15 protein-coding genes are annotated in these 14,441 nt (G+C 67.1%); 11 read left to right on the forward strand and 4 right to left on the reverse strand.

From position 1 onward, the window contains the following. Positions 1 to 46: 46 nt before the first annotated feature. The 8 genes from DU502_RS00715 to DU502_RS00750 all read left to right on the forward strand — a co-directional run bounded on the left by DU502_RS00715 (position 47) and on the right by DU502_RS00750 (position 8,753). Entirely contained in the window at positions 47 to 1,312 is a 1,266-nt protein-coding gene (locus DU502_RS00715; RefSeq protein WP_121921178.1) for an O-acetylhomoserine aminocarboxypropyltransferase/cysteine synthase family protein, read from the forward strand. Then, positions 1,309 to 2,532, forward strand: coding sequence for a homoserine O-acetyltransferase MetX (gene metX / locus DU502_RS00720; RefSeq protein WP_121921177.1), 1,224 nt, complete (start codon positions 1,309 to 1,311; stop codon positions 2,530 to 2,532). The genes DU502_RS00715 and metX overlap by 4 nt, the downstream gene beginning before the upstream one ends. Positions 2,533 to 2,727: 195 nt before the next feature. Further along, on the forward strand, positions 2,728 to 3,993 hold the full coding sequence (locus tag DU502_RS00725; protein ID WP_121921176.1) for an ABC transporter substrate-binding protein: 1,266 nt from the start codon (positions 2,728 to 2,730) through the stop codon (positions 3,991 to 3,993). A gap of 67 nt (positions 3,994 to 4,060) precedes the next feature. Next, the gene (locus DU502_RS00730; RefSeq protein WP_121921175.1) at positions 4,061 to 5,002 is read left to right on the forward strand and encodes a branched-chain amino acid ABC transporter permease; all 942 of its coding nucleotides are present in this window, start codon (positions 4,061 to 4,063) and stop codon (positions 5,000 to 5,002) included. Positions 5,003 to 5,008: 6 nt separating this feature from the next. Continuing rightward, complete coding sequence (locus tag DU502_RS00735; RefSeq protein ID WP_121921174.1) at positions 5,009 to 5,872, forward strand: branched-chain amino acid ABC transporter permease; 864 nt, start codon at positions 5,009 to 5,011, stop codon at positions 5,870 to 5,872. Further along, on the forward strand, positions 5,869 to 6,633 hold the full coding sequence (locus DU502_RS00740; RefSeq protein WP_121921173.1) for an ABC transporter ATP-binding protein: 765 nt from the start codon (positions 5,869 to 5,871) through the stop codon (positions 6,631 to 6,633). Before DU502_RS00735 ends, DU502_RS00740 begins: the two co-directional genes overlap by 4 nt. Then, positions 6,633 to 7,349: an ABC transporter ATP-binding protein gene (locus tag DU502_RS00745; RefSeq protein ID WP_121921172.1), complete on the forward strand. Its 717-nt coding sequence runs from the start codon at positions 6,633 to 6,635 to the stop codon at positions 7,347 to 7,349. The genes DU502_RS00740 and DU502_RS00745 overlap by 1 nt, the downstream gene beginning before the upstream one ends. A 111-nt stretch (positions 7,350 to 7,460) precedes the next feature. Further along, positions 7,461 to 8,753 carry an O-acetylhomoserine aminocarboxypropyltransferase/cysteine synthase family protein gene (locus tag DU502_RS00750; RefSeq protein ID WP_121921171.1) on the forward strand — a complete coding sequence of 431 codons (1,293 nt, stop codon included), beginning with the start codon at positions 7,461 to 7,463 and terminating at the stop codon, positions 8,751 to 8,753. Here the strand turns inward: DU502_RS00750 and DU502_RS00755 are convergent, their stop codons facing one another. Beyond that, positions 8,754 to 9,713: an asparaginase gene (locus tag DU502_RS00755; protein ID WP_121921170.1), complete on the reverse strand. Its 960-nt coding sequence runs from the start codon at positions 9,711 to 9,713 to the stop codon at positions 8,754 to 8,756. It lies immediately after the preceding gene. A gap of 83 nt (positions 9,714 to 9,796) precedes the next feature. Here DU502_RS00755 and DU502_RS00760 point away from each other — a divergent pair, with 83 nt between their 5' ends. After that, positions 9,797 to 10,066: a hypothetical protein gene (locus DU502_RS00760; RefSeq protein ID WP_121921169.1), complete on the forward strand. Its 270-nt coding sequence runs from the start codon at positions 9,797 to 9,799 to the stop codon at positions 10,064 to 10,066. Here DU502_RS00760 and serB read toward each other — a convergent pair whose 3' ends face one another. Beyond that, positions 10,067 to 10,702, reverse strand: coding sequence for a phosphoserine phosphatase SerB (gene serB, locus DU502_RS00765; protein ID WP_121921168.1), 636 nt, complete (start codon positions 10,700 to 10,702; stop codon positions 10,067 to 10,069). Between the two features lie 76 nt (positions 10,703 to 10,778). Between serB and DU502_RS00770 the strand changes: the two genes are divergently transcribed. Together DU502_RS00770 and serA are read left to right on the forward strand one after the other, a co-directional pair. Next, positions 10,779 to 11,825 carry a histidine kinase gene (locus DU502_RS00770; protein WP_124896985.1) on the forward strand — a complete coding sequence of 349 codons (1,047 nt, stop codon included), beginning with the start codon at positions 10,779 to 10,781 and terminating at the stop codon, positions 11,823 to 11,825. 46 nt (positions 11,826 to 11,871) lie between these two features. Continuing rightward, entirely contained in the window at positions 11,872 to 13,458 is a 1,587-nt protein-coding gene (serA, locus tag DU502_RS00775) for a phosphoglycerate dehydrogenase (protein WP_121921166.1), read from the forward strand. Here the strand turns inward: serA and DU502_RS00780 are convergent. Next, positions 13,455 to 13,781: a hypothetical protein gene (locus DU502_RS00780; RefSeq protein ID WP_121921165.1), complete on the reverse strand. Its 327-nt coding sequence runs from the start codon at positions 13,779 to 13,781 to the stop codon at positions 13,455 to 13,457. The two genes, serA and DU502_RS00780, sit on opposite strands and share 4 nt — an antisense overlap. Positions 13,782 to 13,953: 172 nt before the next feature. Next, entirely contained in the window at positions 13,954 to 14,226 is a 273-nt protein-coding gene (locus tag DU502_RS00785; RefSeq protein WP_199722737.1) for a cupin domain-containing protein, read from the reverse strand. Between the last annotated feature and the right edge of the window lie 215 nt (positions 14,227 to 14,441).

Consider the following 14,441-nt stretch of genomic DNA (forward strand, 5'->3'; position numbering starts at 1 on the left):
GCGTAACTACTGGTTATAAGTTATTTCAGGAATATGCACCGTACACATGACCGACGGCTTTCACACCCGAAGCCTCCACGCCGGGCAGGACCCCGATCCGGCGACGGGTGCGCGCGCGCCACCGATCTATCAGACCACGTCCTACGTCTTCGACGACGCCGAGGACGCCGCCGAACGGTTCCGTCTCGATGTCGAGGACAACATCTACACCCGGTTTTCCAACCCGACGATCCGCATCCTCGAACGCCGGCTGGCGTCGCTGTCGGCGGGGACGGACGCCGTCGTCACCGCGGCGGGGATGGCCGCGCTCGACGCGGGAACGAGCATCCTCGCGGAGGCGGGTGACAACGTCGTCGCCTCGGCCGATATGTACGGCGGCACGAGCACCTACTTCTCGAAGATGGCCTCGCGCCGGGGCGTCGACTTCCGCCCCGTCGACACGCTCGACTACGACGCCTACGCCGAGGCCATCGACGACGACACCGCCTTCGTCCACGTCGAAACGCTCGCCAACCCGTCGCTGGTGACGCCGGATTTCGAGCGCCTCGCGGAGATCGCTCACGACCACGCGGTCCCCCTCGTCGTCGACAACACCTTCGCCACGCCGTACCTCTGCCGTCCCGTCGAACACGGCGCGGATATCGTCTGGGAGTCGACGACCAAGTGGATCCACGGGTCGGGGACGACACTGGGTGGCGTCCTCGTCGACGGCGGGACGTTCCCGTGGGATCACCCCGACGCCGACTACCCCGAACTCGCCGGCGAGAACCCGGCGTACGGCTTCGACTTCACGGAGCGGTTCGGTGATCGAGCGCTCGCGGCCACCGTCCGATACCGCTCGCTCCGCAGTCTCGGCAACGCGCAGTCGCCGTTCGACGCGTGGATCACCCTGCAGGGGCTGGAGACCCTGCCCCTGCGGATGGACCGCCACTGCGAGAACGCCGAGGCCGTCGCCGAGTTCCTCGACGACCATCCGGCGGTCGGGTGGGTGAACTACCCCGGCCTCGACTCGCACGAGACCCACGACGAGGCCACGGAGTATCTCGACGGCTACGGCGGGATGGTCACCTTCGGTCTCACAGAGGGCTACGAGGCCGCCAAGAACCTGTGTGAGACCGTCGAACTGGCGAGCTTCCTCGCCAACATCGGCGACGCGAAGACGCTCGTCATCCACCCCGCCTCCACCACCCACTCGCAGTTGACCGAGGAAGAACAGCGTGCCGCGGGCGTCACGCCCGACATGATCCGCCTCTCCGTGGGCCTCGAAGACGAAGCCGACATCATCGCGGACCTCGAACGGGGACTGGAATGACCTCGGTCGAGAGCGGTACCCGACACTTGGGCGAGTTCACCTTCGAGTGCGGGGAGTCCATCGACGACCTGCAGGTGGCCTACGAGACGTACGGCGACTTCGAACCGGAGGGCGAGGGGAGCAACGCCGTCCTGATCTGTCACGCGCTCACGGGGAGTCAGAACGTCGCCAGCGAGGGCGTCGCGGGCACGTCCGGGCAGGCCCGGGCGTGGTGGAACGACATCGTGGGGCCGGGGAAGGCCATCGACACCACGAAGTACTACGTCGTCTGTGCGAACGTCCCCGGATCGTGTTACGGCACCTCCGGCCCGCCGGCTGAGAATCCCGAAACCGGTGAGCCGTGGGGGACCGACTTCCCGCCGGTCACCATCGGTGACTGGACGCGCTGTCAGCGTCGCCTGCTGGACGAACTCGGCGTCGGCCGTCTGCACGCCGTCGTCGGCGGGAGCGCCGGGGGGATGAACGTCCTCGACTGGGCAGTCCAGTATCCGGACGACGTGGCGCGGATCGTCCCCGTCGCCGCGGCGGCCCGCCTCGACGCGCAGTGTCTCGCCCTCGACGCCGTCGCCCGCCGCGCCATCACCAGCGACGACGACTGGCAGGGTGGCGACTACTACGGCGGCACGAATCCCACGGACGGCCTCGCCCTCGCCCGTCAGATCGGGCACGTGATGTACCTCTCCAAAACGTCGATGGAGGAGCGGTTCGGCCGCCGGGCGGCCGGCCGCGACGCCGTTCGCTCGTTCCCCGCCGACCGCGCCGCCGGCTACTTCCCGTACCGCGAGGTGGAGTCCTACCTCGACTATCAGGCCGAGAAGTTCGTCGACCGGTTCGACCCCAACTCCTACCTCTATCTCACCCGCGCGATGGACGACTACGACCTCAGCGAGGGGTACGAGAGCGACGCCGACGCCCTCGCCGCCTTCGAGGGCGAGACGCTGGTCATGTCCTTCACCGGCGACTGGCATTTCACGGTCGCGCAGTCGGAGTCGCTGGCCGAAGCCTGTCGGGCGTCGGACGTGCCGGTCGCCCACCACGTCGTCGAGTCCGACCACGGTCACGACGCCTTCCTCGTCGAACCCGAGAAGGTCGGGCCACCGCTTCGGGATTTCCTCGCCGACGGGCTGGCGGGGCGAGCGATCCACGACACCGTCGAGGACGACGACGGGACGGAGGAGGCGGACTTCGCGCCCGTCCACAACTCGCTGTTTGGTGGGTAGCGCCCTGTTCGGCCGCCACAGCGGGTCGAAGAACGGATCGCCACCGAACAACGGCGCTTGATAGTCTCCGATTGAATCAGTTTTCATTATTCATTAATGATAAGATAAATGTAAGATTATCTTCATATGTCCCCTGTTTTCACAGTCCAATACCACAATAGTTAATGTGGGTGAATTGCCCCATTTTGAACTGGTATGTCTGACCGTAGCGTACGGCGACGGCGGTTCGTCAAAGCAGCAGGTACCGCAGGTATCGTTGGCCTCGCCGGTTGTTCCGGCGGTGGCGGCGGTGACGGTGGCGACGGTGGCGGTGGCGGCGGTGACGGTGGCGACTCGATTCTCGTCGGCACGCTCGCGCCGTTCAGTCAGGGCCTCGGCTGGGTCGGCGGGAACGCCGCCCGTGGCCGCGACGTCGCCCTCGCCGACATCAACGACGCCGGCGTCGTCGGTAGCGAGGTCGAAATCAACGAACAGGACACGGAGACGACCCCGCAGGCGGCCGTCTCCGGGTTCACCACACTGGACCAGGCCGGCGTCGTAGCCATGCTCGGCCCGTCGAGCACCGTGATGCCGAACCTGTTCCAGCCGATCAAGGACGCGAGCCTCCCGACGCTCTCCGTCTCCGCGGGGACGACCCAGATGGACGACGTCGGCGGCCCCGACGAATACCTGTGGCGGACGGTGCCGAGCGACTCCATTGCCGGGCGCGCTCAGGGACAGTACGCCCTCGACAACGACTACACCAAGATGGCGGTTACGTACAAGGACGACAAGGGCTCTCAGAGCTTCTCGGCGTCGGTGGCCGACTACTTCACCAGCCAGGGCGGCGAGCAGGTCGCGGACGTGGCCCTCGGTGTCAACGCCGACTCGTACCGTAGCGAGATTCAGGAGATCGCCGACTCCGGCGCCGACGTCATCTCCATGACCGCCGGGACCGAGGTATCCGCACTGTTCATGCGGAACTACCTGGAGGCCGGCCTCGACATCCCCATCTTCATCGGGAACGACGTCATCACCCAGAGCTTCATCGAACGCATGGGTGCCGACGCGATGGCCGAGGCACCGATCTTCGGGCAGGCACCCGCACCCGGCCCGGCCTACGACCAGTTCCAGCAGGCCCACCAGGAGATGCACGGTGAGGCACCCGGCACCTTCTCGGCCGCCGGCTACGACGCGATGAACCTGATCGCGCTGGCGGCCCAGCGCGCCGGCGAGGCCACCCGTCAGGCCATCACGGATAACATCAACCCGGTGGCCCGTCCCGAGGGGACCGAGGTGTCGACGTTCTCGGAGGGCAAAGAGGAACTCGAAGCCGGCAACGAGATCAACTACCAGGGCGCCTCGAACCCACAGAACTTCGACGACGACGGCGACCCCGTCGGACCGTTCTCCGTCCTCGAAGTCTCCGGGGGCGAGTGGACCGAGCTGACGACGTTCTCGGCCGAAGAGCTGACCGCCTGACGACCGTCTGCGAGCGTCGCAGACGACACATCAACTCCAATATTCAACATATGCACCACACCGAACTATGGCACTTGTAGACCTCCTGCTGGTCGTCGGCGTCATCGCCGGCGTCTACTCGTTGTTAGCGATTGGAATGAACATGCACTGGGGCGATACCGGCCTGTTGAACTTCGCGCACGCGGCCTTCTTCGCGGTCGGTGCGTACACGTCGGCGATCCTCACGACACCGCCGGCGACGGGCGATCTTGCGACGCGCGTCGTCGGGTTCGACTTCCCGATCGTCGTCGGACTACTCGCGGGGACCGCCCTCGCCGGTCTCGTCGGGGTGTTGATCGCCGTCACCAGCGTCCGCCTCGAAGGCGACTACCTAGCGATGGTGACGCTGAGTTCCGCGGAACTCATCCGGCTGATGATCCACAACGAGGCGTGGCTAACGACAGGGGCCCAGACGCTGAAGAACATCCCCCGCCCGCTCAGCGGGGTGGTTCCCGTCAGCTACGACATCTTCTATTTCGTCCTCGTGTGGACCATCGTCGGCGTCTGCTACCTGCTGTTCACGCGGCTCTCGCACAGCCCGTTCGGGCGGGTGCTCCACGCGATCCGCGAGAACGACGACGTTCCGCTCGCACTCGGGAAGAACATCACCGTATTCAAGCTGAAATCGTTCGGCATCGGCGCCGCTATCGCCGGCCTTGCCGGCGGTCTGTGGGCACACTACGTCTACGCCATCTCGTCGATCATGTTCCTGCCCAGCATCACCTTCCTGATCTGGGCGGCGGTCATCATCGGCGGCGCTGGGAGCTACGCCGGCGCAGTCGTGGGCGCCAGCGTTATCGTCTTCCTCCGGCAGATTACGCGGTTCATTCCCGGAGATGTGCCCTTCGGCGACCAGCTCGCGTACATCCGTCTGATGGTCGTGGGCGCGGTGTTGATCCTCGTCCTCTACTACCGACCAGAGGGACTGCTCGGCGACGCCGAACGACTGCAAGCCGGTACTTCGGAGTGATCATCGATGGTACTTGACCCACAACTTGTCTGGAACGGACTGGTCGTCGGAAGCATCATCGCCGTTTCGGCGCTCGGACTGACGCTCATCTTCGGCATTCTCAACTTCATCAACATCGCGTACGGCGACTACATGGCCGCCGGCGCGTACGTCGCCTGGGCGGTCAACGCACAGGTCGGCCTCCCGCTCGGGGTCGCCATCGTCGCCGGCATCCTCACCATGTCGGTCGGCGCGGTCGTCCTCGACAAAATTGTGTTCCAGCACTTCCGCACCCGGAGCCCGATCACGCTACTCATCGTCTCCATCGGACTGGCCTTCATCATTCGGAACCTCATCCGTGCCATCTGGGGTCCGAGCGGCCACTTCTACGACCTGCCGATGGAGGCCAACCCGTCGTTCCTGGGCGTCAGATTCAGCGTCGAGCAGGTGGCCATCATGGTCGTGAGTATCCTCCTGTTGCTCGGCGTGTACGCCCTGCTCCGGCGGACTCGAATCGGTATCGCGATGCGAGCGGCGTCCGACGACCGGATGCTCTCCCGCATCCGCGGGGTCGACACCGAAAAGCTCGTGCTGTACGTCTGGTTGATCGGCGGCGCCATCGCCGGGCTGGGCGGCATCATGCTCGGTCTCGACGCCCAGCTCCGACCGAACATGGGCTTTACCGCCCTGATTCCGATCTTCGCGGCGGTCATCCTGGGTGGCATCGGTGACCCCAAGGGTGCCGTCGCGGGCGGGTACACCATCGGCGTCGCACAGGAAGTGAGCGTGGCCGTGATTCCATCCGAGTACAAGTTCGGCGTCGGACTCGTGGCACTGATCGTCGGGCTGCTCACACGTCCGGACGGCCTATTCGGGGAGGCGACGCGATGACGCTGCTCGAAGCCAACGGTCTCCGGAAGACGTTCGGTGGTATCGTCGCGGTCGACGAGGTTTCCTTCGAGGTCAACCGCAAGGAGATCGTCGGCGTCATCGGCCCGAACGGCGCCGGCAAGTCCACCATGTTCAAACTGCTCGCCGGCTTCCACCGACCCGACGAGGGGACCGTGGTGTTCGACGGCGAGGATGTGACGGAGCTCGCACCCAACGAGCGGACTCAGCGTGGCCTCGTGCGGACCTTCCAGATCGCACAGGAACTCACGGGGATGCGAGTGATGGACAACATGCTGCTCGCGGCACAGAACCATCCCGGCGAGAAAGTGCTCGCTGCGGCCGCCAACACCGGGAGCGTCCGCGACTACGAGAGTGACGCGCGCGACCGTGCGGAGGAACTACTGAAGTTCCTCGAACTCTGGGACCTGCGCGAGGAGTACGCCGGGAACCTCTCCGGCGGCCAGCGGAAGCTACTGGAGCTCGGGCGGGCGCTGATGGCGGACCCGGACCTCCTACTGCTCGACGAGCCGATGGCTGGCGTCAACCCCGACCTGACCGATCGCCTCCTCCAGCGCATCATGGACCTGCGCGACGAGCGAGACATGACGTTTCTCGTCGTGGAACACGACATCGAGGCGATCATGCGAATCTCCGACACCGTCATCGGCATGCACGACGGCAGGGTGCTCTCGAAAGGAACCCCGGAGGAAGTACAATCCGACGAGCGGATGCTCGAAGCGTACCTGGGAGGCGAAGTCTGATGCTACTTGAACTGGAGAACGTCGTCAGCGGCTACGGTGACGCGATCATCGTCCACGGCGTCGACATGGAGATGTCCGACGGGGAGATGGTCACGATCATCGGGCCGAACGGTGCGGGGAAGTCGACCCTCCTGAAGACTATCGTCGGCGTGGTCGAGCCCCGGGAGGGGTCGGTCGTCTTCGAAGGCACCGACCTGGCCGGCAAGCCACCGGAGGATATCGTCAAACACGGCGTCTGTTACGTCCGCCAGAACGACAACATCTTCCCGAACCTCTCGGTCATGGAGAATCTGAAGATGGGGGCGTGGCCCGCCGAGGGTGAGGACTGGTTCGACTTCGACGAGCGACTCGAAGAAGTGTACGAGCAGTTCCCCGTCCTCGAGGAACGTGCCGACCAGCGTGCGGGGTCGCTCAGTGGCGGACAACAGCAGATGGTTGCGATGGGGACCGCGATGATCCTCGATCCCGACCTACTCGTCCTCGACGAGCCGTCGGCGGGGCTGGCTCCCCAGCTCGTCGAGGAGATGTTCGAGAAGATCGTCGACATCAACGACGCCGGAACGCCGATCCTGATGGTCGAGCAGAACGCCCGGGCGGCGCTCAAGCGGTCGGACCGCGGCATCGTCCTCGATATGGGCGAGAACCGGTTCCAAGGAACCGGCGAGGAGTTGCTCGACAGCGACGAAGTCGCCGAACTCTACCTCGGCACCGACTGAGCCGAGCGGCGACGCTCCCGCGACACCTCGACTCCCGCAGACGGCGTTGCAGACACCGGCAGTCCCTGCTTCTGTCCCGGGTTTTACCACCACGTACCCGGACATCAGACTATGCCAGACGACGATCAACCCGGATTCCACACGCGAAGCCTACACGCCGGCCAGTCGCCTGACCCCTCGACGGGTGCGCGCGCGCCACCGATCTATCAGACCACATCCTACGTCTTCGACGACGCGGACGACGCCGCCGGACAGTTCGCCCTCGAGAAGGAGGGGCACATCTACTCGCGGCTGATGAACCCCACCGTCGGCACGTTGCAGGAGCGACTCGCCTCGCTCGAAGGCGGCGTCGGCGCCGCCGCCACCGCGTCGGGGATGGCCGCGCTCGACCTCGCCACGTTCCTCCTCGCGGAAGCGGGCGACAACATCGTCACCGCCTCGGCGCTGTACGGCGGCACCTACACCTACTTCACCCACTCCGTCGAGCGGCGCGGGATCACGACGAAGTTCGTCGACACGCTCGACTACGACGCCTACGCCGAGGCCATCGACGACGACACCGCCTACGTCCACCTCGAAACCATCGGCAACCCGGCGCTCGTGACGCCCGACATCGAGCGCATCGCGGACATCGCCCACAACCACGGCGTCCCCCTGTTCGTCGACAACACCTTCGCCACACCCTACCTCTGTCGCCCCCTCGAACACGGCGCGGACCTGGTGTGGGACTCGACGACCAAGTGGCTCCACGGGTCGGGATCGACGGTCGGCGGCGTCCTCGTCGACGGCGGCACCTTCGACTGGGGCGAGTACGCCGACGACTACCCCGAAATCGGGCAAGACAACCCCGCCTACCACGGCGTCAACTTCCACGAGACGTTCGCCCCCGCGGGCTTCACCTACGCCGCCATCGCCCGCGGCCTGCGCGACCTGGGCAACACGCAGTCGCCGTTCGACGCGTGGGTCACGCTCCAGAAGCTGGAGTCGTTCCCGATGCGGATGGAGCGCCACTGTCAGAACGCGATGGCCGTCGCGGAGCATCTGGAGGACCACCCCGACGTGAGCTGGGTGAACTACCCCGGACTGGAGAGCCACGAGACCCACGAGACGGCCAGCGAGTATCTCGAGGGCGGCTACGGCGGCATGATCACCTTCGGCCTCGACGCCGGCTACGAGGCGGCGAAGGGGACGGTGAACAACGTCGAACTCGCCTCGCTGCTCGCCAACGTCGGCGACGCGAAGACGCTCGTCATCCACCCCTCCTCCACCACCCACCAGCAGTTGACCGAGGAAGAACAGCGCGCCGCGGGCGTCACGCCCGACATGGTCCGCCTCTCCGTGGGCCTGGAGGACGTGGACGACATCATCGCCGATCTGGATCAGGCGATCGACGCGGCGACCTAGTCACGGCGCCTCGAACGCGTCGTCGAGTCGGTCGGCGGCGTGGGCGACGATAGCCCGGATACGGGTCTTCTGGAGGTTCAGATCCGCGTACCGACAGCCGAGGCGCCGGAGCGTCCGTTCGCTCCCGCGGAAGCCGTACGTCGACCGCGCCAGTCGCCCCTCGGGACACCGGGTCGTGACGATCACCGGCACGTCCGCCGCCCGGAGGGTTTCGAGGGCGTCCACGAGTTCGCCGGTCAGATGCCCCGCGCCGGTCGCGGCGAGACAGACCGCCGTCGCGTCGGCGTGCGCCGACAGATGGGAGGCGGGCGCGTCGGCCGTGACGTACACCGCGGCCACGTCGTTCGTGAGGCGGTCAGGGTCGGGATCGAACGTCGGATCGGGGTTCTGAGCCCGGCGGCGCCACGTGACCGACCCCTCCTCGACGACGCCGAGCGGGCCGAACTCCGGGCACCGGAACGTATCGACCATCTGCGAGTGGACCTTCGTCGCCTCGCGAGCGGGGAGGACACGCCCGGCGAAGGCGACGAGGACACCCCGGCCACGGGCGTCGGCGTCGCCCGCCGTCCGGACCGCCGCCAGCAGATTCGCCGGGCCGTCGGGACTGGCCAGCGAGGGGTTGCGCATCGCCCCCGTGACGACCACGGGCGTTTCGCCGTCGTAACAGAGGTCGAGGAAGTACGCCGTCTCCTCCAGTACGTCCGTCCCCTGCGTGACGACGACGCCCTCGACCCCGCTGTCGGCGTCGAGGTCGCGGACGAGGGCGGCGAGGTCGTACATCCGCTCGACGGTGAAGTGGGGACTCGGAACCTTCGAGAACTCCTCGGTGCGGACGGACACGTCGCCCAGACCGGGAACGGCGGCGACGAGGTCGGCCCCGTCGAGCGACGGGGCGGCGTCCCCGCCGCGGTCCTCGGTCGACGCGATGGTGCCGCCAGTGGAAACGACGACGACGGTCATAGGCTATCGAGCGGCGACCGGGCGAAAAAGATTCGGCCGCTGGCGAGCGCAGTTTTATTTCCACGCTCGAAGATATGTCGGGTATGGTAGAGGAGTCGTTCACCGATCCCGAGGAGACCCACGAAGAGTGGATCGACGTGCGGATGACCGACCCCGACGAAGGAGAGTGGGATATCGACGTGGTCGTCGTCGAGGGACAGGTCGAGTACGTCGACCTGCGGATCAAGCCCGAACTGCTGGCGGCCTTCGTCGACTGTCTGGTCGAGGACGTGGGTGACGACCGGGCCGAAGCGGTGCTGTCGACGGTCGCGGAACGGAACGGGATCGACCTCGGAGACAGCGGGGAGGAGTAGCTACAGCAGGCCCCGTTCCTCGAAGATGCGCCCGAGGCGATCCATCGACGCCACCACCACGTCACAGGACGGGCGCACCGCGGGCTTGGGGAGGAAGCCGACCGAGAGCCCCGCCACCTCCAGCATCGGGAGGTCGTTCGCGCCGTCACCGACGGCGACGGTACGGGACATGGGTATCCCGACGTCGTCCGCCAGCGACTCCAGCGCCTCGTCTTTCGTCCCCTCGATCAGCGGCCCCTCGACCTCGCCGGTGAGGCGGCCGCCGCTCGCGGGGAGGCGGTTGGCGACGATGGTGTCGACGCTCGCTCCCGTGCGGTCGAGGGCGCGCTCGACGCCACGCTCGAAGCCACCGGTGAGAATCGCAGTGTGGTGGCCCGCGTCGTTCAGGCGGGCGAGGAGGTCGCCGGCCCCCTCGCGGAGACGCACCTGCCCGAACGCGTCCTCCGCGTCGTCGAGCGAGAGCCCCTCCAGCAACGCCGCCCGCTCGCGCAGGCTCTCGGCGTAGCTGATCTCGTCGTTCATCGCCCGCTCGGTGATGTCGGCCATCCGGTCGGCGACACCGCACTGCTCACCCAGCAGGACCGTCATCTCGGAGTCCGAGAGCGTGCCGTCGAAGTCGAACGCGACGAGTCGCATATCGGTCCGTCACCGGCCGAGAATTTGAATCCCCCGACAGCGGCGGCAACGCTTATCACGGTGCCGGCAGGGGCTAGTGACAATCGGTCCCCGCACGACGATGGTCTCGCTCCCTCGATGGCTGAAACGGTGGTCGCTGGCGATCACGGCGATCACGCTGGCGGTGGCGCCGGCGGCGCGACTGCTGGTCGCCACGACTCCGACGACGCTGGTACTCGGCGGCCTCGTGCCCCTGCTTCTGCTCACGGGCGTGACGTACGCGGGGTGGGCGTACGCACGCCGGGAATCCCCGGCGTTCACCGCCATCGTCACGGCGTGGACGCTGTCGGTCGTCGCGGGGATGGTCGTCGTCGCCGTCTGGGTCGTGACACTCGCCCGCCTCGCCAGCACCGGACTCTCCTTCGCGATGCTGTCGCCGGTCGTCACGTCCGCCGGTGCCGTCACCGGTCTCTGGCTGGGGACGAGCAACGCTCGCTGGCGGGAGCGCGACGCCACTCTCCGCCGGGAGCGCGAGCAACTCGACTTCCTGAACGAACTGCTCAGACACTACGTGCTGAACGCCGCGCAGGTGATCGTCGGGCGGGCGGACCGGCTGGCCGAGCGGACGGGCGACGACGACGCCGTCGAGATCAGCCGGTCAGGGCGCCGGATCGCCCGCCACGTCCAGCAGATGCGGGCGCTCGTGACGAGCGACGACTCGTGCTGGCCGGTCGACCTCACGGCGGCCGTCGAGCGGGCGCGGACGAGTGTCGACGAACAGGAGGTGCAGCTCGTCGTCGACCTGCCCGAGACCTGTCCGGTCGTCGCCGACGACGCGCTGGACGTCCTGGTCGAAGCGCTCCTCTTCCGGGCCGTCGACCGCACCGAGGGCGACTCGGTGACGGTCCGACTCGATGCGGTCGAGGAGGACGACGGCGTGCGGCTCGTCGTCGTCGACGACGCGGGGTCGCCACGGGTCGAGTCGGTCGATCCCGAGTCCATCGACACGGACCACGGCGTCTTCGAGTTCCAGTGGTATCTCGTGATGACGCTGACCGAGCGGTACGGGGGGCAGGTGACGGTGACGGACCGCGACGACGGCGCGCGCGTCGAGGTGTGGCTCCGGACACCGGACGGCCGGTGAGACGCGTTTGGAAACCCTTAACAGCCGTCCTCGGGTCGGTTCGAGTATGAAGGTACTCGTCACGGACCCGATCGCAGATGCGGGGCTCGACCGCCTTCGAGAGGCGGGCTACGAGGTGGAGACGGCCTACGACGTGGAGGGGGAGTCCCTCCTCGACGCCGTCTCCGACGCCAACGCCCTCGTGGTGCGGTCGGGGACGGACGTGACCGAAGCAGTGTTCGAGGCCGCGCCAGACCTCGTCATCGTCGGCCGCGCGGGAATCGGCGTCGACAACATCGACATCGACGCCGCGACGGATCACGGCGTCATCGTCGCCAACGCGCCGGAGGGGAACGTCCGCGCCGCCGCGGAACACACCGTCGCCATGGCCTTCGCCACCGCTCGCTCCATCCCGCAGGCCCACGTCCGCCTGCGCGCCGGCGAGTGGGCGAAAGGTGACTACCTCGGCACCGAACTCAACGGCAAGACGCTCGGCATCGTCGGCCTCGGCCGTGTCGGGCAGGAGGTAGCCAAGCGGCTGGGATCGCTGGGCATGGAACTCGTCGCCTACGATCCCTACATCGGGCAGGAGCGGGCCGAACAGCTCGGCGCCGAACTCGTCGACTTCGAGGCCTGTCTCGAACACGCGGACTTTCTGACGGTCCACACCCCCCTGACGCCCGAGACGGAGGGGATGATCGCGGAAGACGAACTCGCGCTCATGGAGGGCGGCTACGTCGTCAACTGCGCGCGCGGTGGCGTCGTCGACGAACCGGCGCTCGCGGCCGCAGTGGAGGACGGCACGCTCGCGGGCGCGGCAGTCGACGTGTTCGCGGACGAACCCGTCGACGCGGACAACCCCCTGCTCGCCGTCGAAGACATCGTCGTCACGCCCCACCTCGGCGCTGCGACGGAGGCCGCACAGGAACACGTCGCCACGAGCATCGCGGACCAGATCGTCGCGGCGTTCAACGACGAACCCGTCGCCAACGCGCTGAACGCCCCCTCCATCGACGAGAGCGCGTTCCCCCGCGTCCAGCCGTACATCGAACTCGCGGAGACGGCGGGCAAGATCGCGGCCCAGATGTTCGACGGCCGCGTCTCCGAGGTGCGCGTGCGCTACGAGGGCGACATCGCGGACGAGGACGTGGAGTTCGTCACCGCGAGCGCGCTCAAGGGCGTCTTCGAGCCACTGGAGTGGCAGGTGAACGCGGTCAACGCACCGAAAATTGCGGAGGAGCGCGGCATCGAAGTGACCGAGGAGAAGACGCGCCAGAGCGAGGACTTCCAGAGCCTCGTCACCGTCACCGTCGGCGACGGCACGGATTCGATTGGCGCCTCGGGCTCGCTCTTTGCCGGCGACGATCCCCGGATCGTCCGCCTCGACGGCTACCGCGTCGACGCCGTCCCCCACGGACAGATGCTCGTCGTGCGCAACTACGACCGCCCCGGCGTCCTCGGCCTGATCGGCACGGTCCTCGGCGACAACGACGTCAACATCGCGGGGATGTTCAACGGCCGCGAAACCGTCGGCGGCGAGGCGATGACTGTCTACAACCTCGACGAACCGGTGCCGGACGACGCCGTCGAACAGATCCGGACCGACGAGCGGATCATCGACGTGAAACAGATCACGCTCGGTAACGACGACTAGAGGCCGAAAAAGCGCGCGACGCGGCCCAGCGCGTCGCCCTCGGGCGCCGATGACGGCGACTGCGTCGTCGTCGTCGGTTCGTCGTCCGTCGTCGTATCCTTCCCCGCCCGCTCCTGTTCGAGTAGCCGTTCGTACCGCTCGACGATCCGCTCGTTCTCGCGTCGCTGTTTTTCGACCGCGGCGCGGAGGGCTTCGTTCTCCCGCTTCAGTTCGGCGATGCGCGTCTCGGGGTCGGCGTCGGGTGTCCGGTCGCGGTCCGGACCCGTGTCCGATCCGGGCCGCCCGCTGCTCACCGTGCCGGTGGGAAGACCGCTCAGGTTCATGCATGGGAACACGTGGCACGCGTGCAAAAAGACCCGTCAGACCACCGTCAGACGGCACGTACACCGGACGCAGAACCCACTGCTCGCCCCCGAGCGACGATTTCGAGGACGACGGCGCTTCGCCCACCGGAACGGCTCCTACTGCCGGCCGTCGGCCGTGGTGGACCGATCGTCACTCCTCCGGCATCCGGTACTCGCCGAAATCGTCGACGGTGCCGAGCGGCGGGGCCCCGAACATGAGCCACGTCTGACTCCCGTCGGCGGTATCGTTGTGGACGCTCCGAACAGCGTCCGGGCCGCAACGAACGAGCCCACCCGCCGGCACCTCGTATTTCGTCCCGTCGATCCGGACGTGCCCGCCGTCGAGGGCGACGTACACCTCCTCCTGCCGGTCGTGCGCGTGCGGGGCGGTCGATTCGCCGGGATCGAGCGTCACCGTGTTCACACGCATCTCGGTACAGCCGAGCGCCGCCGTGAGTTTGCGGTGGCGGATGCCCGACTCGGGGAACGGTTCTCGATCGACCGTCTCGGGGTCGACGACGCCGAACGCGTCATACGGATTATTGTAACTGTGTTCCGGTAGTTCGCCGGACCGTCTCGGCGAACTACCGGTACTGACTTACAGTAAACCGTATCAGTCATAGGAGAACGATGGGAGAA

Source organism: Haloplanus aerogenes (assembly GCF_003856835.1).
Lineage (GTDB): Archaea > Halobacteriota > Halobacteria > Halobacteriales > Haloferacaceae > Haloplanus > Haloplanus aerogenes.

Excerpts from the sequence above, each read along its gene's own strand:
- DU502_RS00715 (WP_121921178.1), top strand. The coding sequence starts at position 47 with ATGACCGACGGCTTTCACACCCGAAGCCTCCACGCCGGGCAGGACCCC.
- metX (WP_121921177.1), top strand. The coding sequence starts at position 1,309 with ATGACCTCGGTCGAGAGCGGTACCCGACACTTGGGCGAGTTCACCTTC.
- DU502_RS00725 (WP_121921176.1), top strand. The coding sequence starts at position 2,728 with ATGTCTGACCGTAGCGTACGGCGACGGCGGTTCGTCAAAGCAGCAGGT.
- DU502_RS00730 (WP_121921175.1), top strand. The coding sequence starts at position 4,061 with ATGGCACTTGTAGACCTCCTGCTGGTCGTCGGCGTCATCGCCGGCGTC.
- DU502_RS00735 (WP_121921174.1), top strand. The coding sequence starts at position 5,009 with ATGGTACTTGACCCACAACTTGTCTGGAACGGACTGGTCGTCGGAAGC.
- DU502_RS00740 (WP_121921173.1), top strand. The coding sequence starts at position 5,869 with ATGACGCTGCTCGAAGCCAACGGTCTCCGGAAGACGTTCGGTGGTATC.
- DU502_RS00745 (WP_121921172.1), top strand. The coding sequence starts at position 6,633 with ATGCTACTTGAACTGGAGAACGTCGTCAGCGGCTACGGTGACGCGATC.
- DU502_RS00750 (WP_121921171.1), top strand. The coding sequence starts at position 7,461 with ATGCCAGACGACGATCAACCCGGATTCCACACGCGAAGCCTACACGCC.
- DU502_RS00755 (WP_121921170.1), bottom strand. The coding sequence starts at position 9,713 with ATGACCGTCGTCGTCGTTTCCACTGGCGGCACCATCGCGTCGACCGAG.
- DU502_RS00760 (WP_121921169.1), top strand. The coding sequence starts at position 9,797 with ATGGTAGAGGAGTCGTTCACCGATCCCGAGGAGACCCACGAAGAGTGG.
- serB (WP_121921168.1), bottom strand. The coding sequence starts at position 10,702 with ATGCGACTCGTCGCGTTCGACTTCGACGGCACGCTCTCGGACTCCGAG.
- serA (WP_121921166.1), top strand. The coding sequence starts at position 11,872 with ATGAAGGTACTCGTCACGGACCCGATCGCAGATGCGGGGCTCGACCGC.
- DU502_RS00780 (WP_121921165.1), bottom strand. The coding sequence starts at position 13,781 with ATGAACCTGAGCGGTCTTCCCACCGGCACGGTGAGCAGCGGGCGGCCC.